Genomic DNA, 26,310 nt, shown 5'->3' with positions numbered 1-26,310 from the left:
CCCGGCGTCCGGGACGGTCGCTCAAGGCGCCGAAGCCGCAGGTATCTTGGTCGCGACCACCCTGAATCCGGACAGTGGCGGCTGTCGGTACAGGCGTCGGCGCCCCCGGCGAAGGGGCGGCGGGGCGGCGGGGCGGACGACACCATGGGCGTGATTGCCGCGTACTTCGAGGGAAACGGGCGGCCGATGGGCGACAAGACACTGCTGCGCGTACTGACGGACGCGGCTCACGAGGCCCCTGAACAAGTCATCGTTCACGTCCGTGGCGACGGCAGCGAGCTGACCGTCACCTTGCGCGAGCTCCTCGACGCGTCCTTGCGCGTGGCCGGTGGGTTCCTGGCGGCGGGCGTCGCGCCGGGGACGTGCGTGCCCTTGCTGGCGGACCGCAGCGAGGACTTCCAGCCGATGTTCTGGGGCGCGCTCGCGGCCGGTCTCGTGCCCGTGCCGCTGGCTCCGGACGCCCGGCGGGTCCTGCCGGTCTGCGAGCTTCTCGGATGGCCGCCCGTGGTGGTGGACGCGGTGACCGAATCGCTGCTGCCCGAACTCCCCGACACGGTACGCGCGCTGAGACTGGGCGCCCTGCGGGAGGGGCCGGCGATCCGCACACCGGCTGCCGCCGGACCTGACGATCTCGCCTTCCTGCAGTTCTCCTCGGGAAGCACGGGCGCGCCGAAGGGCGTCGAACTGACGCACGCCGCGGTGGTGGCCAACCTGGAGCAGATACGGGCCGCCTCGGCCCTCGACGCCGAGGACGTGGTGGTCAGCTGGATGCCGTACTTCCACGACATGGGACTCATCGGCACCCATCTCGCTCCGCTCGCCGCCCGCGCCAAGCAGGTGAAGATCGGCCCGCTGTCCTTCGCCAAGAGACCGCTCGTGTGGTTCGACGTCGCGGCACGACACCGGGCCACGGTGCTCTCCGCGGCGAACTTCGCCCTCGCCCTGGCCGTACGACGGGTCCCCGACGAGGCCCTCGCGCGGCTGGACCTCTCCCGCGTACGGCTGATCCTGGTGGGAGCCGAGCCCATCGCCGCGACCGTATGGCGGGATTTCGCGCGCAAGACCCGGCCGGCGGGCCTGGATCCGCGGGCGGCCCAGCCGGTCTACGGACTGGCGGAAGCGACACTGGCGGTGACGTTCCCTCCGCTGGGCGAGGTCGCCGGGCCACTGGTCGTGGAGCGCGCGGCGCTGAGCCGCGGCCTGGTGGTGGATGCCGCCCCTGACGCTCCCGCCGTGGAACAGGTCGAACTGATGGACGTCGGCCGCCCGGTGGCGGGCTGCGCCGTCCGTATCGTCGACGACGAGGGCCTGCCCCTGGGTGACCGTCGGGTGGGGCACATCGAGGTGCGTGGCCCGCAGCTCGCGCGCGGCTACCACCGCCTGCCCGAGGCCACGGCGGAGGCCTTCGCCGACGGCTGGCTGCGCACCGGCGACCTCGGGTTCCTGCGGGACGGGCGCCTGTGTGTCAGCGGGCGCCACAAAGACGTGCTGTTCCTCAACGGCCGTACCTTCCACGCCCCGGATCTCGAGGACGTGGTGTCCGCCACGCCCGGACTGCCCGGCGGCGCCGCGGCGGTGGTCGGCTCGACCGACCCCGTGACCGGTGGTGAACGCGTCGTGGTCTTCGTCCCCTGGGCACGGCCCCCGCGCGCCGCGGCCGAGGTACTCGGCCGGGTAGCGGCCCGCGTGCGCGAGGCGCTGCTCCACGACGACGTACGGGTACTGGCCCTGCCGCCGGCCGCGTTCCCCCGGACGACGAGCGGCAAACTGCAACGACAGCGGCTGCGGGTTCGTTTCGAGGCGGGCGCCTACCCGGCGGGCGCCTACCCGGCCAGTGACGCCGCTGTCAGCCTCCGGGCAGCTGTGGCGCCGGAACCGTCGGCACGGCCGTCGCAACCCGGGCACCCGCACGCCGACGCTCCCCGGGCGGCCGTGCCCCGCTCGCGGCCGGAGACCGAGCGCGTCGTACGGGGCGTGTGGGCGCGCGTACTGGACCTGCCCGTGGCCGCCATCGGCCGGCACGACCGGTTCGGCGCTCTGGGCGGTACGTCGCTCAAGGCGATGGAGGTCCTCGCCGCGCTGGAAGAGGCCTTCGCCACCACTCCGGCCCCGGCCGCCATGCGGGACCACGACACGGTCGCCGCCCTCGTGGACCATCTCCTCACCACCGGTGGGACGCCTACGACCGCGCCTACGACTTCGGCAGCGGACACGGCCCACACCCCGGACGAAGCCCAGCAGCCCGACGAACCCGTGAACGCGCCCCCCACGACCGCGATCATCGGCATGGCCTGCCGGTTCCCCGGCGCCGACACGCCCGAGGCCTTCTGGGAGCTGCTCGCCGACGGGCATGAGGCCGTCACCGCCGTGCCGTCCGGGCGATGGGACGCCGCCGACGACCAGCGGCACGCACCCGCGGCACCGTACTCCGCACGATGGGGCGCGTTCCTCGACGACCCGGCCGGCTTCGACGCCGAATACTTCGGCATCGACGAGGAGGAGGCCCGCGCGATCGACCCGCAGGCCCGGCTGTTCCTCGAACTCGCCCACGAGGCCCTGGAACGCGCCGGTTACGCGGGCCCCCGGCGGCGCGCCCGCCGGATCGGTGTCTTCGCCGCCGTCGGGGAGAGCGGCTACCGCGAGATCCTGGACCGGGCGGCGGCGGACGGCTCCGCGTTGCCGGTCTCCGCGCTGACCGGGAACCTGCCCAACCTCATCGCCGCCCGTGTCTCCCAGAGCCTCGACCTGGACGGCCCCGCGCTCGCCGTGGACACCGCGTGCTCCTCGGGTCTGGTGGCGCTGCACCTGGCACGGCGCAGCCTCCTGGACGGCGAGTGCGACATCGCCGTCGTCGGCGGGGTCAACCTCCATCTCACGCCGACCGGATACCGACTGCTGGAAGGGGCGCAAGCCCTGTCGCCCACCGGACGCAGCCGGGCCTTCAGCGGCGCGGCCGACGGCTTCGTGCCCGGCGAGGGCGGCGCGGCGATCGTGCTGACGCGCCTCGGCGACGCCCGGCGGGACGACGATCACGTACTCGCGGTGGTGCGCGGGACGGCGGTGAACAACGACGGCAGATCTCTGAGCCTCATGGCACCCAACCCGCTCCGCCAGCGGGAGGTCATCACCCGGGCCTACCAGGAGGCCGGTGTCGATCCCGCCTCGGTGACATACGTGGAAGCTCACGGCACGGGCACGGCCGTCGGCGATCCGATCGAACTTCAGTCCCTCGCCCACGCCTTTGCGCCACGGGCCGACGGGCAGCCACGGCTGCTCGGTTCGGTGAAGACCAACTTCGGGCATCTCCTGAACGCGGCTGCCATGCCCGCGCTGCTGAAGGTGGTTCTGGCCCTGGGCCACGGCCGGCTTCCGGCCTCCCTGCACCACACGTCGTCCTCGCCGGGTCCCGGCTCGGCAGGCTTCGCCGTGGTCACGGAACTCCGCGACTGGGAGTCGACGGGCCCGCTGACGGCGGGGATCAACGCCTTCGGCTTCGGCGGCACCAACGCCCACGCCATCCTGGAACAGGCCCCAACGCCGCCGCCCCGCACCGCGCGGGACGGAGGCGGCCCCCATCTGCTGACCCTGTCGGCGCGCAGCGCGGCGGGTCTGCGCGCGTGCGTGTCCGGGCTTGCCACTGAGCTGCGGAACCATCCGCAGTGGGACGAGGGGGATGTCTGCCTGACCGCGAGCACCTCCCGAGACGACGGGCCGTACCGTCTCGCCGTCGTGGCCGACGGTGATCTGCCCGCACGTCTGGACGAGGTGAACGTCGTCGGCATCCTGCCCGGGGCCTCGGAGGACACCCTCGCGAGTACGCCCGTGGAGCCGACTGCCGGCACCGTCGTTCCCACGCCGGCCGACGACGCCGTCGCCACCACGCCGGCGGAGCCGACAGCCGGGACCCTCGCCACTACGCCCGCGGAGCCGACCGCCGGGACCGTTGCTCCCGCGCAGGCGGGGCCGACCGCCGACATCGTCGCCACCACGCAGGTCGACGGCACCTTCGCCGTCACGCCCGTGGAGCCGATCGTCGCCACCGGCGACCACACCGGACCCTCGGCGGGATTCCCCGCCGCCCCCGGCCGGGCCGTGCGGCGCGACGTGATTCCGGGGGCGTTCGCCGGGGCCGTCGGCCGGTCCCGGCCGAGGGTCGTCTTCCTCTTCCCCGGCCAGGGGGCGCCCCATCATCCGGGCCAGGGCCGCTCGTTGTACGCGACGGCGCCGGTGTTCCGGGACACCTTCAACGAGGCGTCCGCGCTGCTCGGTCCCGTGCACGGGCGGGACCTCGTGGCCTGGTGCCTGGACGACGACGCGGATCCCGCCGCGCGCGCCTCGACGGAGGTCGCCCAGCCGCTGCTCGTCACGTTCGGCGTGGCCCTCGCCCGCCAGCTGCGGAGCTGGGGCGTGGAGCCGGACGCGGTCGCCGGACACAGCGTCGGCGAGATCGCCGCCGCCTGCGTCAGCGGGACGCTGACCCTCGAAGACGCCGTACGGTTCGCCGCCGAGCGCGGCCGTCTCATGGGCGAGTTCACCGAGCCCGGCGCCATGGTCGCCGTGCGCGGCGGCGACGAGGCCGTCGCCGCTCTGGTGGCAGCGTCGGAGGGGACACTCGGCATCGCCGCCAGGAACGGCCCCGGTCGGCTGGTGCTCTCCGGAGCTGAGCGGGCGGTGGCGCGCGCGGTCGGCGAACTGACCGCGCAGGGCATCACCGTACGTCCCCTGCGGGTGTCCCGTGCCTTCCACTCACCGCTCATGCGGCCGATCGCCGACCCGCTGGCCGACGCGGCGCGCGCACTCGCCCTCCGTACCCCGTCGGTTCCGCTGATGAGCACCGCCACCGCCGAGTGGCAGCCGCTGCTCGACCCGGAGTACCTGCGTGGCCATGCCCTGCAGCCCGTGCTCTTCGGCGCCGCCGTGGAACGGCTGATCGAGGACGGGTACGACACGTTCGTGGAGCTCGGGCAGGGCGCGACGCTGTCGGGCCCCGTCCGCGCGGCAGCGGGGGGCCGAGCGATGGCGATACCCGCGCTCCCGGCCATCCCTGACGGCGTCGCAGGCGGCGCGGGAGCTCCCGGTGTCCGCGACGGGCGGCGTGCCCTGCTGGAGACCGTCGGGCGGTTGTGGGCGCGCGGTGTGCCGGTGGACCGTACGGCGATCGACGCGGGTCACCACCGTCTCCCGCTGCCCCCGTACCCCTTCCAGCGCCGCCGGTACTGGGCAGAGCCGCCGACGAACCCCTTGCTTCACCAGGTCACATGGGAGCACTCCCCACTGCCGGACGCATCCGGCACGGCGGGTTCGGTCCTGCTGACAGGCCCCGACGCCGCCTCCGTACGCACGCTCACGGAACAGCTCGCCGCGCGTGGCGTCACGGTCCACCGGACGGGCGACGCCCCGCCCGACACGGTCGTCCTCCTCGCCGGACCGGCCTGCGACCTCGATACGCCCGCGGCTCTCGACCTCGCCCAGGACACCGCCCTGACGGCTTGCCGCGAAGCGCTGGCGCTGCTCGACGAAACGCGGGCCGGGCGTCTGCTGCTGCTGACCGAGGACGTGCACACCACACGCGCGGCACCCGAACGGCCGCGCCCCGCCCAGGCCGTCCTCATCGGTCTCGCGCTGGCTCTGCCGCAGGAGACCCCGGGACTCACGGTGACCGGCGTCGACCTCTCCTCACTCGACACTCCGTCGGAGCGACTGGACGCCGTGCTGGCCGAGTTGGGCGCGGGAGGCGCGCCGGGGGCGGACGGTACGGTCGCCTGGCGTGCGGGGCGCAGGCTGACCCGGACCTTCACACCGATCCCGGCCGTTGCCGTGCCCCCGGGGCCGACCGCGCTGCCTGCGGACGGCACCTACCTCATCACCGGAGGCGGCGGCGGGATCGGCGCCGCACTCGCCCGCGACCTCGCCGGGCGGGGCCGCCCGACCCTCGTCCTCGCGGGCCGTTCCCCCGAACCCCCGGCGGGGCTGGTCGACGAACTCGGCGCGCTCGGCGCCACCGTCCGGTACCACGTGGCCGACCTGTCGGTCGAGCGGGACGTCGACGCTCTGATCGCCCTCATCGCCCAACTGCCCTCGTTGGACGCCGTCTTCCACGCCGCGGGGGTGGTGCGGCCCGGGACGCTGCGGAACAAGACCCCGGAGGAGATGACGCGGGTGCTGGCCGCCAAGACGCGCGGCAGCCGGCTGCTCTCCCTGGCATTGCGACGCCATGGCGTGAATCCGGCGGTCTGTGTGGCCTTCTCCTCGATCTCCTCGGTGCTGCCGGGTGTGTCCGGTGCCCTCGGCGACTACGCCGCCGCGAACGCCTTCCTGGACGCGTTCGCCGCCTCGGAGCGCCTCGCCGGGCGGCCGTGGCAGTCCCTGAACTTCGCCGCGTTCGCCGAGACGGGCCTCGCGGCGGCGCTGGGCGCGGGCCCGGCACGCGTGTCACAGGGCGGAGCCCGGCCGTTGGCCACGGCTCCCGCGCTGGCGGCGCTGCGAACGGCGTGCGACATCGATGCGGCCCAGTTGCTGGTCGCCGACCTGACACCGGCGCGAACGGCACCCGTACCAGCACCGGAGCGCACGGCACCCGTACCCGAACCGGCGGGCGTCGAGCCACTCGTACGCGACCATCGGCTCACGCCCGGCACGGCCGGGTTGCTGAAGCAGTCGCTGGGCGCGGCGTTGCACCGTTCCCCCGCCTCCATCCCCGACGACGAGCCGTTCTTTTCCATGGGCCTCGATTCGCTCACCGCCGTCGACCTCGTCAGGCAGCTCGAACAGGCCCTGGGCAGAACCTTGCCCACCACGCTCTTCTTCGAGTACCGGACCGTCCGCGAGCTGGCCGTGCGACTGGACGACTCGCCCGCGACGGAAGGACGTGGCGACCGGGTCTCCCCCGAACCGGCCCCGGACGGGGCCCTGTTCCCGCTGACCCCCGTCCAGCTGGCCTTCCACACCAGCGGCCGGCTGCACCCGGACATCTCGGCCCACGGATACGTCCGGCTGACGATCCGTGGCCACCTCGACACCGGCCTGCTCGGGCAGGCCCTCGCCGCCCTCGCCGACCGGCACACCATGCTCCGGATGCGTATCGAGCACGGCGGAGCCACGCCACGGCAGTACGTCGCGCCTCCCTCGGCCCTGTCGACCTGGTACGAGGTGCGTGAGTCGGCCGGGAGCATCGAGCAATTCGAAGCCGCCCTGTGCAACAGGCCGTTCGACCTCGCCGCCGAGCCTCCCGTACGCGCGGTTCTGGCCCGGGAGAGTGCGGACCTGGCCCACCTGGTGCTGGTGATCCACCACGCGGCCGGCGACGGATACAGCCTCAACGTCCTCGGTGAGGAACTCTGGTCGCTCTACACGGCCTTGTCCCGGGGGGACGAGCCTTCCCTGCCGCCGCTCGACCTGGACTTCGCGCGGTACGCCGCCACCGTCGAAGAGGACCGGTCCTCCGCCGCTTCCGAGGCGGACCGTCGCTACTGGTCCGAGCGACTGGCCACGCCGGCCGGACAGCTGCGGCTTCCCTACGACGGCGATCCCACCGCGCCTCCCTCGGCCCCGCTCGCCACCCACCAGAGCGCACTCGACCCCGAGCTGACCGAGGCGTTGCGGGAGCGGGCCGCCGCCCACGACGTGTCGCTGTTCCACCTGCTGCTCGCCGCCTATGTGCGATGCCTCGCGCGGTGGAGCGGACAGCACGAGATCACCGTCAACATCGCCCGAGCCCGCCGCGACGCCCGGCTCCCCGGCCTGGACCGGCTCGTCGGTCCGCTCGCCGACACCCTGCCCGTCCGGTGCGAGGCCGACCCGGACGAGCCGGTTCCGGTACTGGCCGAGCGGCTGCGGCGCAACTGGCTGGAGAGCGAACGCCATGCGACGGTGACCAGCCTCGACCTGGCCCGATTGCTCCCCGGCGACAACCGAGGCCCCCGCACGGCAAGTCCGGCGAGCTTCAGCTTCGCCCGCTTCCCCGCGGCGCGGGACGAGCGCTGCCCGGTGGCGGTGCGGCCGACCGCGGCCGGGACCGCCACCGCCGCGACCCGGCTGTCCCTGCTGTGCTGGGAGGACGAGCCGATCCTGCGCTTCTCCTGGAACTTCCCCGCCCGGCTCTTCGACCCGGCGACCGTGGCCCGGCTGGCCCGTGAGTACCAGGACGAGCTGGTGGCACTGGGCCGCTCGCAGCCCCCGCTGCCGGCCCCGCTGCCGGCTCGGGCCTCCCTGCCGCTTCCGGCGCGGTCTGCCCTGCCGCTTCCGGCCGCCCGGCAGGAGACGGGCTTCGCCACCATCGTCGGACAGTTGCTCGCGCAGTTCCGGGCCACCCCGGACGCGGTCGCCGTCGACAGCGGCGGAACCACCCTGACGTACGCGGAGCTCGACCGGGCCTCCCGCGCTCTCGCCGACAGGCTGCGCGCGCACGGCGTCACACCCGGATGTCTCGTCGGCCTCCTCACCGAGGCCGGAGCGGACACCGTCGTCGGAGTGGTCGCCGTGCTGCGGGCCGGTGCGGGCTGGGTACCGCTGGACCCAGGCCACCCGTCCGCGCGGCTGGCGGACCAGATCGCCCGGTCGGGCGTCAGCGCCGTCGTCTGCCACGCCCCGACGCGTGCGGCGGCCGACGCCCTCCCCGGCGTGGCGCCGGTCCCCGCCGACGGACCGGCGCCCACCACACAGGCCGAAGGGCCCGGGGAGCCCGTGCACGCGGACATCCCGGTGGACGCCGACACCATCGCCTACGTCATCTTCACCTCCGGCTCCACCGGCCGCCCGAAAGCGGTGCCCATCACGTACAGGGCGATGGAGAACTACCTGGACTGGGCCCTCCGCACCTTCGGCTACGCCGCAGGGGACCGTCTCGCCCAGACGGCGTCGATCTGCTTCGACGCCTCCGTCCGCCAGCTGCTCGCCCCACTGCTGGTCGGCGCCACGGTGGTGACCGTGCCCTGGCACCTGGTCCGAGATCCCGACCTGCTGCTGACCCACGTGGAACGGGCACGGATCACCGTGTGGAGCTCCGTACCGACTCTGTGGGAGCGCCTGCTGACGGCGGCCGAGGAGCGGGTACGGCGCGGTTCGCCGCGCCCCGACCTCTCCGCCCTGCGGTGGATCCACGTCGGCGGCGAGGCGCTGTCGGCCGCGTACGTCCGCCGCTGGTTCGACCTCTTCGGCGACGGTCAGCGGATCGCCAACCTCTACGGGCCGACCGAGGCCACCATCAACGCGACGTGCCATCTCATCACCGAGCGCCCCGGCGACGAGGTGCGCCGGCTGCCGATCGGCCGCCCCCTCACCGGTACCGAGGTGGACGTGGTCGGACCGGACGGGGAGCGCCTTTCGCCCGGCGAACCCGGTGAGCTCCTCATCGCCGGAATCGGGCTGACGCCCGGCTACCTGGGCGAACCCGCCCTGACCGCGGCCGCGTTCACGACGAGGAACGGGCGACGCTGGTACCGCAGCGGCGACCGCGTACAGCTCTGCCCGGACGGCACCCTGGAGTTCCTGGGACGACTCGACGACCAGGTGAAGATCCGTGGGCACCGCGTCGAGCCGGGCGAGATCGAAGCCGTACTCCAGACGCATCCGGACGTCGCGCACGCCGTTGTGTCCCTGCGGGAGGACCGTCTGGTCGCCTTCGTCACGTGCAGGCCCGGCGCACCGCGGCCGGACGCCGTGGCCCTGCGGCTGCACTGCGCGGGCGTCCTGCCGCAGTACATGCTTCCGGCCCGCATCACCCACGTCGACGAGCTGCCGCTCACCGGTACGGGCAAGATCGATCGCCGCGGACTCCTCGCTTCCCGGGCCGATGGCTCCGCCTCCCGCGAGGGCGACGGCTCCGCTTCCCAAGGGGCTGATGGTCCCGTGTCCCGAGGGACCGATGGCTCCTCTGCCGGAGGAGCCGACGTCTCCGTGCACCACGGGGCCGATGGCTCCGTGCCCCGGGCCGAGGCGTCGACGGCGGCATCCCGTCGTACGCCTCCGGCGACGCCGACCGAACTCCGGCTGGCTCGCATCTGGTCCGCGCTGCTCCAGGTCGCCGAGATCTGCCGTGAGGACGACTTCTTCGCCCTCGGCGGCGACTCGCTGCTCGTCCTTGAGGTGTTCGCCCGACTGGAGAAGCAGGGCGGCCCGCTGCCCAGGCCGACCGTCATCTACGCCCATCGCACCCTCACCGCCCTCGCCGCGGCGGTCGACGCGGCCGCGGAGGACCCCGACGCAGCTGCGGCGGACGACCGGGCGACCGGCACAGGGCGGGCCGATGCGGACACGGCCGTCGGCGCGGGGCCCTCACCCTTCCCGGTCACGCCCGGCCAGCGCGGCTTCCTGCTCGCCGAGGCGATCGCACCGGGCGCCGGCTCGGCATGGCTCGCGCGACTGCGTCTGTCCGGCCCCCTGCGTACCGACCGATTTCAGGCGGCGGTGGACGTCCTCGTGGCCCGGCATCCGATGCTGCGTACGGTCTTCCCGGCCGGGGCACGCCCACCTGTCCAGCAGGAACTGCCGCCCGCGATGCGCCTGCCCGTCGACTTCGAGACCCTCGCCGAGCCACACCTGTTGGACGAGAGGGTCGACGCCGAGCGACGGCGCCGCTTCGAACCGTGGGCCTGGCCCCTGCTGCGGGTACGCGTGCTCACGCTCGCGGCGGACGAGCACGTGCTCGTTGTCCACGCACACCACCTCATCGGCGACGGCTACAGCGCCGCGCTCCTCGTGCGGGAGCTGATGTCCGTGTACGACCGGCTGACCCGCGGCGAACCCGCCGGGCTGCCTCCCCTGCGCTCCACCTTCCGCGACTACGCCGCCCACCTCACCCGGCCCGCCGAGGACCGGCCGGCACGGACCTTCGCTCCGTACCGGATGCCGGTGCTGCGGGCGGATGCCTCGGCTGTTCCGGAGGAGGCGGGCGGGTTTCGCACGACCGGGTTCGTGATCGGCGCGGCCCAGGTGGAACAGTTGCGCACGCTCGCGTCCGGCGCCGGCGCCACGTCGTACGCGCCCCTGCTCACCGCGTACTACCGGGCGCTGGTGGCCGTGACCGGCCAGAAGGACCTCGTTCTCGGCCTGGCCGTGACCGGCAGGGACCACTCACTGCCCGACGTCAACCGCGTCTTCGGGCCGTTCGCCACCGTGGTCCCCGTACGCCCGTCAGGTCCTGACGCCGCCGCCGGTTCCCCGGCCCCTGACGCCGCCGGCTTCGCGGCCGACCTGCGGCGGGTCGTCGCCGACGCCGTCACGGCGCGGACATACGACGGCCCCGTGCCACGGCAGGCGAGCGGTCTTCCCCTGACCTCCCAGTTCTTCTTCACCTTCTTGGACTTCTCCGCCCTGGGCCCGCAGAGCGGGGAGACGTTGAAGGTCACCTGGGACGAGAGCGACAGCGAGTTCACACCGCCTCCGGTCGGTACGGACGTGTTCATGGCGGTACGCCCCGACGGGGACCGTCTCAGGGTTACCGTGCGCGCTTCGACGGCGGCCTTCAGCGCCGCCGCCCTGGCCGCGTTCGCGGATTCGGTGCGCAGCGGGCTGGCGCAGGCGGTGGCCCGCCCCGAGCCGAGCCGCACCGCATCACAGCGCGTTGCACAGAACTCACCGCACCACGAGGAACGGATGGATGCCGCCCTCGTCGGCTATCTGCCCTCACCCACCCATCTCGCGCGGCTGGCGGGCCTGCCCGCGCGGGCGTTGCCGCGCGAAGAGCTGCGCACCCTGCTGTTCCCGGACGGCCGGGCACGGCTCCTGGAGACCGTGACGACGCCGCTCGGGCGGTCGGGCTTCGTGTGCGTTCCGCTGTTCGCGGACGAACTCACCGCCGGGGACACCCTCCTTGGGCACACCACCCGCGCGGTGCGCCATGCGTCGTCCCTCGGCGCACGGTCCGTCTCCCTCGCGGGCATGATCCCGTCCCTGACCGGCTACGCGTTCGACGTGCTCCGGGCCACCCCCGCGACTGGGACGGCGGCTGTGACCACCGGTCACGCGGCGACGATCGTCTCCGTCGTCAAGACGGTGCGCGCCGCGCTCGACGCCACCGGGCAGGAGTTCAGCGACCTCACCGTCGCGGTCGTGGGGCTCGGGTCCATCGGCGCGTCGTCGTTGGAACTGCTGCTCACACAGGCACGGCGTCCGCCCGCCCGGCTCCTGCTGTGTGATGTGGCGGGCAGCGCGCCTCGGTTGAAGGAACTCGCACGGAGCCTGCGGGAGCGTGCCCTGGCCTCTGCCGTGGACGTGGTGGAGTCGGAGGCGGGGCTTCCCGCCGCCGTGTACGAGGCCGACCTCGTGGTCACCGCGGTCAGCGGCGGCGCGTTGCTCGACATCGACCGGCTGAGGCCCGGCACGACGGTGGTCGACGACTCGTTCCCGCACTGCTTCGACACGGACCGTGCGATCGGCCGGATGAAGGACCGTCAGGATGTGCTCGTGGTCGGCGGCGGACTGCTCGCCGTCGGCGACGCCGAACGGCGCGTCGTCGACGGGCTGTCGGCCGTGGCGACGGCCGGGTACCTCGCGCAGCCGTGGCTCGCGGGCACGCTCGCCTCATGCCGCCTCGAGTCGCTGCTGCACGCGTCCGGCGCCGCCGTACCGCTGGTGCACGGCCTGGTCGACGGGGACACGGCCCTCGCGTACTGGGAGGCGATGGAGAAGGCCGGGGTGCGGGCCGCGCCGTTGCACCTGCTCGGCCACACCGTCGACACGGCCGCGCTCACCGGCTTCCCGCGACGACGCCCGCGCCCCGGCCTGCGGGGCAGGTCGTCGACGTGAGTCAGGCGCGGAGCCGTTAGTAGTAGTGCCGTCGTCCGCCGACCGCGTGCCCCAGCGCTCCCAGGATCCAGAGCAGAACCCCGATCACGACCAGGATGATCCCGATGGTGTAGAGGATTCCGATGCCGGCCAAGAGGCCGATGATGAGAAGAACAACTCCGAGGATGATCATGACGTCCTCCGGTGGGGGACCCCCCTCTGTTTGTCGGCTCCCCGTCTTTCGGCAGGCCAAACGCGGGGTGAGGCGGAATTCGGACGGCTCGCGGCGCAGGCAGCGGTTTCCGCCCGGCCCGGGAGGGCCCTCGTTCCGCTCAGGCGATCTGGGCGGACGATCCGCCGTGTCGCGCCAGCCCCGGATCCATGGCCACCGGTCGGCCGTCCGTGCCGGCGGCCCGTCCACCGACGCGGGCGGAGACCGTGAAGAGCGCGCCCTCGGGGTCGCGCAGGGTGACCTCCTGGGCGAAGCCGTTCGTCCCGGGAGGACGGGACGCGGCCGCGCCGCCGAGTTCGAGGGCCTTCTCGACGGCGTGGTCGATGTCGGGGACGTAGAAGTGCACGTGCCAGCGCGCCCGTACCCGAGAGTCGGGAGCTGCCTCGAGGGCGCCGCCGGTGATCCGTGCGACGGCGTCCCCATGGCGGCGCAGGACGACGTGGTCGTCCTCGTACGCCACCTGGCAGCAGCCGGACCGCTCGCACGCCCAGTCGAGGACCTCGGCGTAGAAGATGGCCGCCTCGAAGGCGTCCCTGGTACGCAGCTCAAGCCAGGCGGGCGTCTTGTCCCGGCCGATGTCCCAGTCGGGGATGGACGCCCCCTCCCAGATCCCGAAGACGGCACCGTCCCGGTCCGCCGCCACGGCTGCCCGGCCGGTGCCGAACCTGAGCGGGCCGACGGCGACGGTGGCGCTGCGTTCGAGGATCCGTGCTCCGGTCGCGTCGGCGTCGTCCACGGCGAAGTAGGGGGTCCACTCGACGGGCATCGCCAGGCTGCCGGCGAGGGCACCGATCCCGGCGACCGGAGCTCCGTCGAGGAGACCGACGGAGAACTCCGCACCGAGCCGTGTGGGCCGGAAATCCCACCCCAGGACGGCGCCGTAGAAATCCTCCGCGCCATGGAGATCATGGGCCATGAGAGTGACCCAGCACGGAGCGCCGTATACCGCATGACTCGATGTCGACACAGCTGTGACCCGTCTGGTGAGAGGGACTTTCCTACTGTAAACCTGCCCCGAGACTGATCACCAACGGTGCATGCGTGCCAGCGGGGCGCGACAGGGGTCCCCGTGCCGTTGGCCGTGGCCGGGGCCCGCATGAGGCCCGGCATCCGGGGTAGCCGCAGATTTCGACAGGTGGCGACCAGGAGGGGCAATGGTGGTTCCCAAGAAGGCGGTTCTGGCGCTGGACTGTGCCGAACCGGTGCGACTCGCGGAGTTCTACGCCGCGCTGCTCGGCGCCGAAGTCCGGCCGATGGAGGATCCCGGCCTGATCGAAGTCGCGGGGCCGGACGGCCCGGTGCTGGCGTTCCGGCTCGACCAGGGGCTCACGCCCCCGAGCTGGCCGCGCCCGGAGGACTCCCAGCAGGCGCATCTCCTGTTTCTGCTGCCTTCCGCCGACCTCGACGAGGCCGAGCGCGAGGCGGTGGGCCTCGGGGCCACCCCGATGGACGTGCTGGACCATGGAACCCCGCAGGAAGCACGCCTCATGCGCGATCCGGCCGGCCACTCCTTCCTGCTGCGTGCCCGCCCCCGGTCGACTCGGTGAGTGTGGAGACGTGCGCCGGAAGTGCGGTAGTCCCGGTTGAGCTCGCCGGCCGCGCCACGGCTGCTCGTTCCGTACGCGTGCGCCCGGCAGGCGGTGTGCTGCGAACGGCGCGCACCATGAGGGTGTGGACCGGAAGACATCGAGTCCGGGCGACGACGACGCTGTCGACCGCGCGGGACTGGACCGGGCAGAGCTGCTCGCCCGCCAGCTGCACGGTGCCCTGGCGGCCGCCGGACACACCCTTGCGGTCGCCGAGTCCCTCACCGCCGGACGGCTCAGCGCGGTGCTGGCCGACGCACCCGGCGCATCGGAGACCTTCCGTGGTGGGGTGGTCGCCTACGCGACGGAGGTGAAGGCGTCGGTGCTGGCCGTCGACGAGCGCCTGCTGACCGCCGAGGGCGCCGTGCACCGGGACGTGGCCGGGCAGATGGCGCAGGGAGTGCGCCGGCTGATGGGCGCCTCGTACGGGCTGGCCACGACAGGCGTGGCGGGCCCCGCGACCCAGGACGGCCAAGAGGTCGGCACTCTCTTCGTCGCCGTGTGCGGACCACTCGGCGACACGGTCGTCGGCGCACCGCACACCGACGGTGACCGGCACCGGGACGCCGTCTGCCGGGCGGCGGTGATCGCGGCGCTGGAACTGCTGCGGGACCGTCTGCGGCCGTCGGACCGTGACGGGTGACCGTCGGACCGTGACAGGTTATTGCCACGGTCCACGCCGCGGACGGTCAGTCGGCCGGCGGCAGAAGTGTGCCCAGGGGGCCGAGGTCCAGATTCAGGTCCTCCATCCTGAGCCCATACTGGGCGCACAGCGCGCTCATGCGGTCGTGGAGGACCATCAGCGTCGCACCCAGACGTTCCTCCTGCTCCTCCGTGAGGTCTCCCTGGTCGACCCGGTGAAGGGCTTGCCGCTCCATGAGCTGACGCAACAGCTCGACGAGGGTGAGGACGAGCCTGACCAGGTCACGTTCCACGGTGTCCGGATCGGAATTGATCCTGTGTGCGGGCGCGCGGGATCGTGCCCCGTGATGCGGAAGCTCCTCGGGGGCGGCGGGCAGCAGACGGAAGGCGCGCTCGGCGGCGTCGGCGACCTCTTGGAGGCGGCGGGCCTTGTCCTCTGCCTCGCTAGTCCCCATCGCCGCTTCCCGGTGAGGAACGAATGGAGACGATCAGGGCCCGTAGCGAAACGCGCACAAGATCGATGTCCGCGATGGACAGTACGACGTCACCGGTGATGACGACACCGCCGCTGAGCAGCCGGTCCAGCAGGTCGATGAGCGCGACCTGGCGGTTCGGCAGTGGCTCCGTCGCCCTTGAGGCCTCCGTACCCCTTGAGGCCACCGGGGACGGCTCGGACGACGTCACGGGCCCGCCCGTTCCGCAGGAACGTCCGGTGTCTCCCGAGGAGTGGCGAAGGAATACGGCGCCCAGGGGCCGGTGACCTCGATCCGTACCCCGTCGAGTCCGTCCGCGGCGCGGCTAACTTCGGCCCGAAAGGCCTCGGCGCGGTCGCGAGGCACCAGGTAGGCGTCGTTGATGACGTTCTCTCCCGGCGCGGTGGCGAGTTCGCCCTGCTGTATCCGGTGGCGTGCGCGGTCGGCAGCGTATGTGCGGCCCGCGGTCTCGACCCGCTCCGCAGCCGTCTGCGCCGCCTGATAGGCCGTGTCACGGACACTCCGCTGCGCCTTGCGGGTCCGCAGATAGGCACGTCCGGGACTGAGCTCCTCCGAAGGCGTAAGTTCGCCAGGGACGGGTGCGTTCGACGGCGTCACATAGATCTTGACCCCCCACTCGACGTGTGCCGACAGGTGCGCAAGCCGTTCCGTGAAGGTGACGCGCCGCGTGTCCAGGACGCTTCGCGCCCGGTCGTCGTCGAGGTACACCGTCGCGAGGCGGAGGGGGAGCACCGTCGTGCGGGCGGCCACCGCCTCGACCACGCCGTGGTGGGCGCGGGCGACCGACTCCAGCCACTCCAGGTCCTCAAGGTGCTGTTTGAGAGCGTCCTCCTGGAAATCCCGCGACGGCACCGCACTGACAACGAGCACCAGGCTGCCGTCCTCGTCGTGCGTACCGGCCAGGAGACGCACCTGCGTGCCGTCGACGCCGGTGAGCCCGGCCACGGCGTCCTCCAGCCCGTCGGCCGCACGAGCCACGGCGTACACGTACGTCATGCGGTCAGTCATCACGCGACTTCCTTGTGCGACGCGTTGGCCTGGGCTCTGCCTCACCCTCACCCTCGGGCTCTTCCTCGGTGAGTGATTCACGGCGCCGGGAGCCCTCGGGCAGTGCCCCGCCCTTGCGCAGCGCGTCGATCTCGGCCCGCAGCCGCCGGTTCTCCTCGGCGAGCGAACGCTCGCCGCGACTCCGGGACGTCAGAGCGGGATCGTGTTCCCACCAGTCGATGCCCATTTCCTTCGCCTTGTCCACGGAGGCCACGATCAACCGGAGTTTGATGGTCAACAGCTCGATGTCGAGCAAGTTGATCTGGATGTCGCCCGCGATGACGATGCCTTTGTCGAGCACGCGCTCCAGGATGTCGGCCAGATTGGCGGAGGAGCCCTGGCCGTACGGCGGTGCCGCACGGGAGGGATAGGAGCCGAGCCGGCTGGCCAGCGGGTCACTCACGGCGACGACCTTCCTGCCTGAACTCCCTGATCTCCTCGAGCCGGTCGAGCAGCTCGTCCTCTCGCCGGTCGAAAGTCGCCTCGTCGATGCGCCCCGCCACCAGCTCCGCTTCGAGCTCCGCCAGCTCCCGCTGGATGGGCGCAGGGTCGTAGTACTCGTCCTCGGCCGCTTCCAGTACGCGCTCCACGACCCACGCGACCCCGCGTACGGGTGCCAGCGGGAGAGTCGCGAGCTGAGTGAACAGGCCCATGGAAATCACCTTCAGACGAAGCTGTAAGGGGGCAGCGGGCCGTTGAGCCGGAACTCGAAGTCGTCCCCCATCTGGTTGGCGACACTCAACTCCGTGGTGAGGAACAACTCCTCCTGCTCGTGCGCCACCAGAAAGGAGACGCTGAGGAAGTCCTCGCCGGTCGGCTGGGAGGACTCCGTGTCGCGGCTGAAGGGGCGGAGCGCCTCGACGACACCCGCGGCCAGCGCCTCTTGGCGCGCCTGCACCTCCTGTGCGACGAGTTCGCCGAGCGCGAGAGGCGCCTCGGGGCCGGCCGTGCCTTTGAGGATGGTGTTGTTGAGTTCCCGGGCCGTGCTTGATTCCTCAAGGACTTGGCGGAGGAGTGCCTCTTCGTCCTGCCGCACCTTCAGGTGGTACTCGGTGCAGTCCTCCAGTGCCCGAAGCCGTTCCGTGTACTCGGCGGCACGTTCTTCGAGGACGGTCCGGACGGCGTCGTCGTCCGCCGCCGTGAGGCCGAACCTGAGTGGAAGCACGGTGCCGTGGGTCATGAGGCGGTTCTGGACCTCCTGATGTGCGGTGAGGTCGCGGCGTTTGGGACGCAGGTCCTCGGGTGCGTCACTGACCACCGCGGTCAGTGACCCGGAGTTCACCGTACGCAGTGGGGAGGGCGGGTCTCCCACGCCGTCCACGCCGTCGAGCTGAAGCGGATGCTCCTTGTCGGCGATGGAGTAGACGTACACGGCCATGGTTCACTCCTTCTCGCGTTCCCTCGTGCGGCGGGAGGTCCGCCGGGTCGTCGAGCGCCGTCGCCTCTCCACCGGTTCCTTTTCCCGCCCCTCGCTCTCCGTGTCGGCCTCTTCCTCGTCCTCCTCGGCCTCTTCGCCGCCCTTGCGGCCACCGCCCGTAAGTGAGTCGGTCACAGCCTCCACGGCGCCGGTGAGGGCGCCCTTGGACTTGCCGCGGGCTCCGCTCTCGACCGACTCTCCGACGATGTCGGTCAGCTGCGAGGGGGCCTTCCGGCCCGCCTCCAGATCGAGGCGGTTGCAGGCTTCGGCAAAGCGCAGATACGTATCAACGCTGGCCACGACGATGCGGGCATCGATCTTCAGAAGCTCGATCCCGACGAGTGAGACGCGGACGAAGACATCGATGACGAGTCCGCGATCAAGGATGAGATCCAGGACGTCGTACAGGTTGCCGCCACCGCTGCCCCTGGAGACGCTGCTTTCGCTTTGCGGCACCATGGTCATGGTGCCTCCCTTCGTCGGCCGGGGCCCGCTTTCAGGGCCTGCGGTCGATCTGCCCTCGGGTGTACCGACGTGTCCGCTCGTAAGCCACCAGGTCGCCCTCCTTGTCCAGGGTCACTCGGTAGCTGGCCATCACGCTGGTGGTGTCCGGGACCCGCTCCAGCTCCAGGACCTCGACAACGGCCTCCCACCCGTCATCGGCGGGCTTGAGCGCCGAGACCGACTCGGGCGGTCGTCCCAGCAACTGCTCCAGTTGCTGCGACGCGGAGCGCATGGCCCATGCCGCCTTGTCCTTGGGGCGCCGCCGCTTGGCAGGTTCTGCTGGGGCCATGGTCGTTCTCCGGTGCCGGAGCGGGCGCGATATTCCACGCGCGAACATAGAATCTCATCATATAGGGACATATCTGTCGTCGGCGGGGGCAGTCGCACTGTGCAATGAAATCCCTTTCTCAACGCCCTTTGCGAAGGGATCAGTTCATGAACGACACAACCAAGATCGCTCTCGCGGCGGCGGTCGCGGGTGGGTACGTGCTGGGACGCGCGAAGAAGGGCCGGCTCGCCTTCGCCGTGGCCAGCTATATCGCGGGACGACGCTTCGGACTCGATCCGCAGCAGCTCGCCACGGAAGGCCTTCGCAAGCTCAAGGACGTACCGCAGGTTGCCGAGCTGAACGAACAGATACGGGGCGAGCTGATGGACGCGGGCCGCCAGGCCCTCGCCGCCGCGGCGGACCGTCGCCTCGCCGATCTCGCGGACTCCCTCCATGAGCGCACCCTCCGCCTCGGAGAAGAGAAGGACGAGGAGGAGGAAGAACCGGAGGAGGAAGAAGAAGAGCTGGAGGAAGAGGAAGAGGAACCGGAGGAGGAAGAGCCGGTGGAAGCGGAGGAAGAGGAGGAGCTGGAGGAGGAGGAAGAGCCGGAGGAAGAGGAAGAAGAGGAAGAAGAGGAAGAGGGAGAGGAAGAGCCGGAGGAGGAGAAGCCGCCGCGCCGCGGCCGAGCGCCCGCGAGAAGAGCAGGGAAGAAGACGGCTGCGAGGGCGCCGGCCAAGAGGGCGGCAACGAGGAAGGCCCCTGTGAAGAGGGCGCCCGCGAAGAAGGCCGCCGCGAAGAAGCCTCCCGCGAAGAAGGCCACCGAGAAGAAGCCTCCCGCGAAGAAGGCCACCGAGAAGAGGGCGCCCGCGAAGAGGGCCGCTGCCAAGAAGGCCCCCGCCAAGAAGGCCCCTGCGAAGGAGGCCGCCGCGAAGAGGGCGCCCGCGAAGAAGGCCACCACGAGGAAGACCACTGCGAGGAAGGCCCCTGCGAGGAAGGCCCCTGCGAAGAAGACAGCCGCCACAAGGACGGCCGCGCGGAAGTCGACCGCCAAGAAGGCGGCTGGGCGGCGGAGGTAGGGCCATGGCCAAGACAGACCGTGACGCGGGCGGAGGAGCCTCGGGCCTGGACCTGCTGCGTGACGAGCTCGCGGACTACCTCGGCGCCCAGATCGAGAACCTCGCGGACAAGGCCGGCGACAAGCTGGGCGACCTCACCGACCAACTGCTCGATGTCGCCGAGAACGGCGGCTCGCTCCCCGGTGGGGTGATGAAAGCCGTTCTCAGCAGCAAGGCCAAGGGTGTCAAGGACAGCGTCCTGGGCAAGGCTCAGGAACTCTTCGGCGGCAGCGGACGCCGGAAGTCCGGCGGTGGTAAGTCCATGAACATCGTCGAGGCTCTCGATGTAGGGGTGCCGGTCCGAACCGCGTACGACCACTGGACGGAGTTCGAGGCGTTCAGCGGGTTCGCCAAGGGCGTCCGAAGTGTCTCCCAGGAGGACGAGACCCACAGCGACTGGAAGGTGAAGGTGGGCCCTTCGACGCGTGGTTGGAAGGCCACCGTCCAGGAACAGGTGCCGGACGAGCGGATCATCTGGACCTCCGAGGGTGCCAAGGGCACCACGCGCGGCTGCGTCACCTTCCACGAGTTGACACCCGATCTCACGCGCATCGTCCTCGTCGTCGAGTACTACCCCTCGGGCTTCTTCGAGAAGACGGGGAACCTCTGGCGGGCTCAAGGCCGGCGTCTGCGGCTGGACTTCAAGAACTTCCAGCGTCACGTCACCTTCGCCGACGAGGAAGTAGAAGGGTGGCGCGGCGAGATCCGCGACGGCGAAGTCGTCCGCACACACGAAGAGGCGCTGGAGGACGAGGAGGAGCGGGAGTACGGCGAGGACGTGGAAGAAGACTACGAAGACGAGCCCGAAGAAGAGGAAGAGGCAGACGGAGAGGAAGCGCAGGAGGAAGAGGAAGAGGACGAGGAATACGAGGACGAAGAATGAACCCTTTCGGGTCACCGGCCGACGTCACTGCTGAAGTATCCGGAAGAAGCCACGACCGATCAGGGAGTTGATTCACTGTGGCTGCGCAGGGGAAGAAGATTCGAGGAAAGGCCCAGGAGACCGTAGGCAAGGCCAAGGAGAAGGCCGGAGAGATCACGGGCGATGACGAGATGCGCCTGAAGGGAACGGGCGACCGCATTGAGGGCAAGGCTCGCCAGGCGGCCGGGAAGGCAGAGGACAAGGTCCGCGGCACGGCAGAGGAGATGAAGGGCAAGGCGGAAGAGATGAAGGGCAAAGCCCGCAAGCACACGTGAGGCGAGCGCCCCTGTGGAAAGACGGGTCCGGGTGGAGGTGTTTCTTCACCCGGGCCCAATTGTCTGCATGATCTGCGGACGTACCATCTGCGGATGTACACCAGGGATGTCCCGGTCGGCCGATGAGCGGCCGACCGGGACATCGGGCTCGGCCCGGGAAATCGGGCTCAGCGGAGGTCGAACCGATCGAGGTTCATCACCTTGTCCCACGCTGCCACGAAGTCACGCGCGAACTTCTCTTCCGCGTCCTTGGACGCGTAGACCTCCGAGACGGCTCGGAGCTGGGAGTTCGAACCGAAGACGAGGTCGACGGCGGTGGCGGTCCACTTGGCCTCGCCTGTGGCCGCATCCCGGCCTTCGAACACGTTCTCGTCGGAAGCCGACGCCTTCCACTCCGTTCCCATGTCGAGCAGGTTGATGAAGAAGTCGGTGGTCAACGCCTCCGGCCGGTCGGTGAAGACGCCGTGCCGGGATTGCCCGAAGCCGGTGTTCAGGGCCCGCATGCCGCCGATCAGTACCGTCATCTCGGGGGCGGTCAGTGTCAGCAGGCTGGCGCGGTCCAGGAGGAGTGTCTCCGGCGACAGCTTCTCTCCTGCCCGGAGGTAGTTGCGGAACCCGTCCGCCCTGGGTTCGAGAACGGCGAACGAGTCCACGTCCGTCTGCTCCTGCGAGGCGTCCGTGCGGCCCGGTGAGAACGGGACGGTGATGTCGTGCCCGGCGTTCCTCGCGGCCTGCTCGACGCCCGCGCACCCGCCCAGGACGATCAGGTCGGCGAGTGAGACCTTCGTTCCGCCGGCCTGTGAGCGGTTGAATTCCTGCTGGATCCGCTCGAGGGTCTGGAGCACCTCGGCCACCCCGGACAGGTCGTTGACCGCCCAGTCCTTCTGCGGCGCGAGCCGGATCCGTGCCCCGTTCGCCCCGCCGCGCTTGTCGGTTCCGCGGAAGCTCGCCGCCGATGCCCAAGCGGTGCTGACCAGCTGGGACACGGACAGCCCCGAGGCGAGGATCGTGTCCTTGAGCGCGGCGATGTCCTCGTCCGTGACGAGGTCGTGATCGACTTTGGGGACGGGGTCCTGCCACAGCTGCGGCTCGGGGATCCACGGGCCGAGGTAGCGCGAGGCTGGGCCCATGTCGCGGTGCAGCAGCTTGTACCACGCCTTGGCGAATGCCACGGCGAGCTCGTCAGGGTGCTCGTGGAAGCGCTTCGTGATCGGCCCGTAGACCGGATCCAGCTTCAGCGAGAGGTCCGTCGTCAGCATCATGGGAGCGTGGCTCTTCGACGGATCATGAGCGTCGCGAACGGTGCCCTTGGCCGAGGGATCCGTGGGAGTCCACTGCTTGGCACCGGCGGGGCTCGTCGTCAGCTCCCAGTCGTATCTGTACAGGTTGTCCAGGTACCCGTTGTCCCACTTCGTGGGCTCGGAGGTCCACGCGCCCTCGAGTCCACTGGTGAGCGTGTCGACGCCCTTGCCGCTTCCGTACGTGTTCCTCCAGCCGATGCCTTGCTGCTCGAGGGGGCAGGCCTCGGGTTCCGGACCGATGTACGAGGGGTCGACCGCACCGTGGCACTTGCCGAACGTGTGGCCGCCGACGATGAGCGCGACCGTCTCCTCGTCATTCATCGCCATACGCCCGAAGGTCTCGCGGATGTCCTTGGCGGCAGCCATCGGATCCGGGGTGCCGTTGGGCCCCTCCGGATTGACGTAGATCAGTCCCATCTGCACGGCGCCGAAAGGACCGGTGAGTTGCCTGTCGCCGCTGTAGCGCTCATCTCCGAGCCAGGTGTCCTCGGGTCCCCAGTAGATTTCCTCGGGCTCCCAGATGTCCTCCCGCCCGAATCCGAACCCGAACGTCTTGAAGCCCATCGATTCCATGGCACAGTTACCGGCGAAGACCAGAAGATCGGCCCAGGAGATTTTCCGGCCGTATTTCTGCTTGACCGGCCAGAGCAGACGGCGCGCCTTGTCGAGGCTCGCGTTGTCCGGCCAGCTGTTGAGGGGGGCGAAGCGCTGGGCGCCGGATCCGCCACCGCCCCGGCCGTCGGCGATACGGTACGTTCCCGCGGCATGCCAGCTCATCCGGATGAAGAGCGGCCCGTAGTGGCCGTAATCGGCAGGCCACCAGTCCTGCGATGTCGTCATCAGCTCGAAGACGTCCCGCTTCAGCGCGTCGACGTCGAGGGTCTTGAACTCTTCCGCGTAGTCGAAGTCCTCACCCAGCGGATTGGACCGAGGCGATTGCTGCTGGAGAACCTGAAGGTCCAGCTGATTCGGCCACCAGTCCCGGTTCGTCCTGGGGCGAGTCGGCGTGGGGGTCGGGGAAGGGATTACTGGGTTCTCGCTTTCGCTGCCGGACACGTCCGTCCCTCTTTCTGTCTCGGAGTTTCCTTCTGCTGCTTGCTCTCGACGTCGATCGCGCCTGCGCCGGTGTCGGCGTCCGTATGGTCGCGCACCGCGGACCGCACCGCTACGAGAACACGCAGAGCACTCCTGGCAACAAGAACTCAGAAGCTCAAGGTCTTTTCGGGGGATGGTTTCCGGCTCAATGACGGGCGGCTCTTTCGGCTTCTGAGCCAAGTGAGAGGATGTGGCTTTTTTTATTATCATCACGCCCCGCCCCGCCGATGAGAAGCGGAATCGGGGCCCGCAATCGGTGACGAACGGGCACAGTCAGTCAGGAGGCTCGGGCAGCGGGCCGGTCCATCGGCGCGCCGTCCCGAGCACCGCAACCTTCCGGGTGGGAACCGTGTGCGCACGGCCCCTCTCGCTGGGTAGCTAGCGGATCCTGTCCGTGTGGTCGTGCGTGCTGCGCCCGGGGCTCTATTCAGTCAAGGCCCAGGCTGTCGTTCACAGCCAGGGGAACTGGTCGGCGGAGTACCGATAGGCGCGGAAGACGGAGTTCTGGGCGCCGGTCGAGGACTCCAGGCCCACGCCGTCACCGAAGGACCGGAACTGCGGGACCACGAACTCCCAGACCACGTCCCCGCCGGGGTCACCTCGAAGAGCCGCCCGAAGGAGCCCTCGGCGATGAAGGTGTTGCCGTTGGGAAGGCGCTGCGCGCTGGACATGTACGGGCTGAAGAAGTTCTGCGGCGGGTTGTCCTGGTAGGACCACACCTCCTTGCCGGTACGCGGATCCAGCTCCAGCACCCGTGAGTACGGCACGGAGGTCGTGTCGCGGTAGGTGCCGTTGTCGAAGACCAGGATGTTGCCGCCCGCCAGCTCGTGCGGATGGTGCTGCTGCGCCAGGACGTCGGGGCCGATGTGCCACAGCACGGACCCGTCGGCGCGGTCGATGGCCACGGTGGAGGACGCGCTGCGGAAACCCACGACGATCGAACCGTCGGCACGTTCGTTGACCGTGTTGGCCATGGGCCAGTGCTCACGGGCGAAGTGAGGATTGAGCGGGAACTCCTCCGGGTCGAGGTGCTCGATGGCGGCCCAGCGCCACACCTCCTCCCCGTCCCAGGTCAGCTCGTACACCACATCCCCGTAGATCACCCCGCCCGGCGCCTCGGAGCCGGGGATGCCGCCCCGGATCCGGGCCGCGTCGGCCGGGTCCAGGGGTTCGACGACGGTGACGATGAGGTTGCCGTTGCGCAGCAGCGAGGCATCGTGGTGGTGGAAGGGGTGCCTGACTTCGCGGATCACCGTGGAGTCAGGGGCCAGTTCCTGGAAGATGCCGCCGTGGTAGACGTCCCAGATGGGGAAGAGGGTCGGACTGCTGGTGTCCTTGGCCGCGTAGAAGAGGTTCCCGTTCGGCAGCAGCTGTGCCTGACGGCCGGGCGGGTGCGGGGAGTTCCAGGTGTGGACCGGCCGGCCCTCGATGTCGACGAGGTGGATCTCGCCCGCGCTGGTGATGGGCGTGTAGAGGGTGTAGCCGCCGTAACTGCGCGCGGGGTCATGGGCGATCAGGCCGACTCCGCGGCGGCGCAGGGTGTTCTGGTCGACGGTCATGAGGATCTCCTGTGTCGGGTGTGTCGGGTGCGGATCAGCGGACGGTGACGGCGGCCGGGTCGACGGCCGTCAGGGGCGCGGGGTGCAGATGCCGCAGCAGCGCGGCGCGGTCGGCGGAGCCCGGCAGGCTCTGGGCCGCCTTCGCCCAGGTGGCCTCCTGCTCCAACTGGGCCAGCAGTTCGGGCGAGAGGGTCGCGCCGTAGCCGTATCGGGGCTGGAAGGCGGCGACGTAGTCGGCCTGGAGCGCGCCCTTGGACTGGGCGAGTACGGCGCTTCGCGCGGCGGCCGGGTCGGCGGCGATCGTACGCTGGGCCTTCAGCAGCGCCCGGAGTACGGCCGTGATGGTCTCGTCGGTCGCCTTGGGGCCGGCGACGAGCAGGGTGCGGGCCGTGTAGCCGGTGAAGGGGACCTCGGCGTAGCGGTCGCCGAGGGTGGTGCGGGTGGAGTCGTAGAAGCTGGGGAAGGTGACCCCGGCGTCGATGTCCCCTCGGGCCAGCGCCGCGGTGACCTGGTTGGGAGCGAGGTTGACCACGGTCACGTCCGTGGCGGTCAGTTGTGCGGAAGCCAGCATCCGCGACAGCGCGTACTCCACGTTCGTGCCCTGCGGGACGCCGACCTTGCGGCCCTTCAGCGCGGCGAACCCGGTGATCCCCCGGTCGGTCCGGGTGAGCAGGCGCCAGTCGGAGAACCGGACAGGTCGGCGACGATCCGCAGCTCGCGCCCGCCCAGTGCGGCGGTGATCGCGGGCAGGTCACCCACGACGCCGAGCTGCGCCTGACCACCGAGCACGGCGTTCAGCGCGTCCCGCCCGGTGGGCTGGGTGGTCACGGTGGCATCGATGCCCTCGGCGGACCACAGCCCGCGCTCCTGGGCCACGTGGACGGGCGCGCCGCCGAGGTAGTCGCTGGCGGCGAGGGAGACGGCGGGGCGGCCGCCGCCAGCGGGGCCGGAGGCGCCGGCGCAGGCCGAGGTGAGCGCGCAGAGCAGGGCCGCCATCAGCAGGGCGGTCACTGCGCGGGGTCTGAGCATGGGGAGTCCTTACGTTGTTGGTGGGTTGTTTCCGGTCACTCGTAGGATCGGGAGACCCAGGGATGCCGGGTGTGGCTGTGGGGTTCCAGCCCAGTGGTGGC

Annotated in this window: 20 protein-coding genes; 6 read left to right on the top strand and 14 right to left on the bottom strand. The window is 71.0% G+C overall.

The genetic code is table 11. The features are described 5' to 3' along the window. Positions 1–144: 144 nt before the first annotated feature. Entirely contained in the window at positions 145–12,744 is a 12,600-nt protein-coding gene (locus ABT342_RS15695) for a non-ribosomal peptide synthetase/type I polyketide synthase (protein ID WP_351572890.1), read from the top strand. A 16-nt stretch (positions 12,745–12,760) separates the two neighbouring features. On the opposite strand, the gene ABT342_RS15690 is transcribed toward ABT342_RS15695, so the two are convergent. Both ABT342_RS15690 and ABT342_RS15685 read right to left on the bottom strand, forming a co-directional pair. Further along, entirely contained in the window at positions 12,761–12,916 is a 156-nt protein-coding gene (locus ABT342_RS15690; protein ID WP_351572887.1) for a DUF6131 family protein, read from the bottom strand. A 139-nt stretch (positions 12,917–13,055) separates the two neighbouring features. Next, complete coding sequence (locus ABT342_RS15685) at positions 13,056–13,871, bottom strand: VOC family protein (protein WP_351572884.1); 816 nt, start codon at positions 13,869–13,871, stop codon at positions 13,056–13,058. A 238-nt stretch (positions 13,872–14,109) separates the two neighbouring features. Here ABT342_RS15685 and ABT342_RS15680 point away from each other — a divergent pair, with 238 nt between their 5' ends. Together ABT342_RS15680 and ABT342_RS15675 are read left to right on the top strand one after the other, a co-directional pair. Continuing rightward, positions 14,110–14,502 carry a VOC family protein gene (locus ABT342_RS15680; protein ID WP_351572881.1) on the top strand — a complete coding sequence of 131 codons (393 nt, stop codon included), beginning with the start codon at positions 14,110–14,112 and terminating at the stop codon, positions 14,500–14,502. A gap of 193 nt (positions 14,503–14,695) precedes the next feature. Beyond that, the gene (locus ABT342_RS15675) at positions 14,696–15,184 is read left to right on the top strand and encodes a CinA family protein (protein WP_502965551.1); all 489 of its coding nucleotides are present in this window, start codon (positions 14,696–14,698) and stop codon (positions 15,182–15,184) included. A 46-nt stretch (positions 15,185–15,230) separates the two neighbouring features. Here the strand turns inward: ABT342_RS15675 and ABT342_RS15670 are convergent, their stop codons facing one another. From ABT342_RS15670 to ABT342_RS15635, 8 genes are read right to left on the bottom strand one after another with little or no spacing between them, the layout of a single operon-like run. After that, entirely contained in the window at positions 15,231–15,638 is a 408-nt protein-coding gene (locus ABT342_RS15670) for a gas vesicle protein K (RefSeq protein WP_351572878.1), read from the bottom strand. Then, positions 15,628–15,867: a gas vesicle protein gene (locus ABT342_RS15665; RefSeq protein ID WP_351572875.1), complete on the bottom strand. Its 240-nt coding sequence runs from the start codon at positions 15,865–15,867 to the stop codon at positions 15,628–15,630. Before ABT342_RS15665 ends, ABT342_RS15670 begins: the two co-directional genes overlap by 11 nt. Next, positions 15,864–16,685: a GvpL/GvpF family gas vesicle protein gene (locus ABT342_RS15660; protein WP_351572873.1), complete on the bottom strand. Its 822-nt coding sequence runs from the start codon at positions 16,683–16,685 to the stop codon at positions 15,864–15,866. Before ABT342_RS15660 ends, ABT342_RS15665 begins: the two co-directional genes overlap by 4 nt. After that, a complete protein-coding gene (locus tag ABT342_RS15655; RefSeq protein ID WP_351572870.1) occupies positions 16,678–17,127 on the bottom strand; it encodes a gas vesicle protein in 450 nt (149 codons plus the stop codon). Before ABT342_RS15655 ends, ABT342_RS15660 begins: the two co-directional genes overlap by 8 nt. Further along, complete coding sequence (locus ABT342_RS15650) at positions 17,120–17,377, bottom strand: gas vesicle protein GvpG (protein WP_351572867.1); 258 nt, start codon at positions 17,375–17,377, stop codon at positions 17,120–17,122. The genes ABT342_RS15655 and ABT342_RS15650 overlap by 8 nt, the downstream gene beginning before the upstream one ends. Positions 17,378–17,388: 11 nt before the next feature. Next, on the bottom strand, positions 17,389–18,102 hold the full coding sequence (locus ABT342_RS15645) for a GvpL/GvpF family gas vesicle protein (RefSeq protein ID WP_351572864.1): 714 nt from the start codon (positions 18,100–18,102) through the stop codon (positions 17,389–17,391). Between the two features lie 3 nt (positions 18,103–18,105). Further along, positions 18,106–18,606, bottom strand: a complete 501-nt coding sequence (locus tag ABT342_RS15640; protein ID WP_351572862.1) for a gas vesicle structural protein GvpA — start codon at positions 18,604–18,606, stop codon at positions 18,106–18,108. Between the two features lie 31 nt (positions 18,607–18,637). Next, positions 18,638–18,934, bottom strand: coding sequence for a gas vesicle protein GvpO (locus tag ABT342_RS15635; RefSeq protein ID WP_351572860.1), 297 nt, complete (start codon positions 18,932–18,934; stop codon positions 18,638–18,640). 146 nt (positions 18,935–19,080) lie between these two features. Here ABT342_RS15635 and ABT342_RS15630 point away from each other — a divergent pair, with 146 nt between their 5' ends. The 3 genes from ABT342_RS15630 (at position 19,081) to ABT342_RS15620 (ending at position 21,225) form a co-directional block, all read left to right on the top strand. Then, entirely contained in the window at positions 19,081–19,989 is a 909-nt protein-coding gene (locus ABT342_RS15630; protein WP_351572858.1) for a histone H1-like repetitive region-containing protein, read from the top strand. A gap of 4 nt (positions 19,990–19,993) precedes the next feature. Further along, positions 19,994–20,911, top strand: coding sequence for an SRPBCC family protein (locus ABT342_RS15625; RefSeq protein ID WP_351572855.1), 918 nt, complete (start codon positions 19,994–19,996; stop codon positions 20,909–20,911). Positions 20,912–20,988: 77 nt separating this feature from the next. Next, positions 20,989–21,225, top strand: a complete 237-nt coding sequence (locus tag ABT342_RS15620) for a CsbD family protein (protein WP_351572852.1) — start codon at positions 20,989–20,991, stop codon at positions 21,223–21,225. Positions 21,226–21,392: 167 nt separating this feature from the next. Here the strand turns inward: ABT342_RS15620 and katG are convergent, their stop codons facing one another. The 4 genes from katG to ABT342_RS15600 all read right to left on the bottom strand — a co-directional run bounded on the left by katG (position 21,393) and on the right by ABT342_RS15600 (position 26,209). Beyond that, positions 21,393–23,582 (bottom strand): catalase/peroxidase HPI, encoded by a 2,190-nt coding sequence (katG, locus tag ABT342_RS15615; RefSeq protein WP_351572849.1) that lies wholly within the window; start codon positions 23,580–23,582, stop codon positions 21,393–21,395. Positions 23,583–24,052: 470 nt separating this feature from the next. Then, complete coding sequence (locus tag ABT342_RS15610) at positions 24,053–25,180, bottom strand: aryl-sulfate sulfotransferase (RefSeq protein ID WP_351572846.1); 1,128 nt, start codon at positions 25,178–25,180, stop codon at positions 24,053–24,055. A 34-nt stretch (positions 25,181–25,214) separates the two neighbouring features. Further along, the gene (locus tag ABT342_RS15605; RefSeq protein ID WP_502965550.1) at positions 25,215–25,811 is read right to left on the bottom strand and encodes an ABC transporter substrate-binding protein; all 597 of its coding nucleotides are present in this window, start codon (positions 25,809–25,811) and stop codon (positions 25,215–25,217) included. Then, the gene (locus ABT342_RS15600) at positions 25,808–26,209 is read right to left on the bottom strand and encodes an ABC transporter substrate-binding protein (RefSeq protein ID WP_351572843.1); all 402 of its coding nucleotides are present in this window, start codon (positions 26,207–26,209) and stop codon (positions 25,808–25,810) included. Before ABT342_RS15600 ends, ABT342_RS15605 begins: the two co-directional genes overlap by 4 nt. Between the last annotated feature and the right edge of the window lie 101 nt (positions 26,210–26,310).

The organism is Streptomyces sp. NPDC000410 (assembly GCF_040300305.1).
Lineage (GTDB): Bacteria > Actinomycetota > Actinomycetes > Streptomycetales > Streptomycetaceae > Streptomyces.
This window is presented reverse-complemented; position numbering and strand designations above follow the sequence as displayed.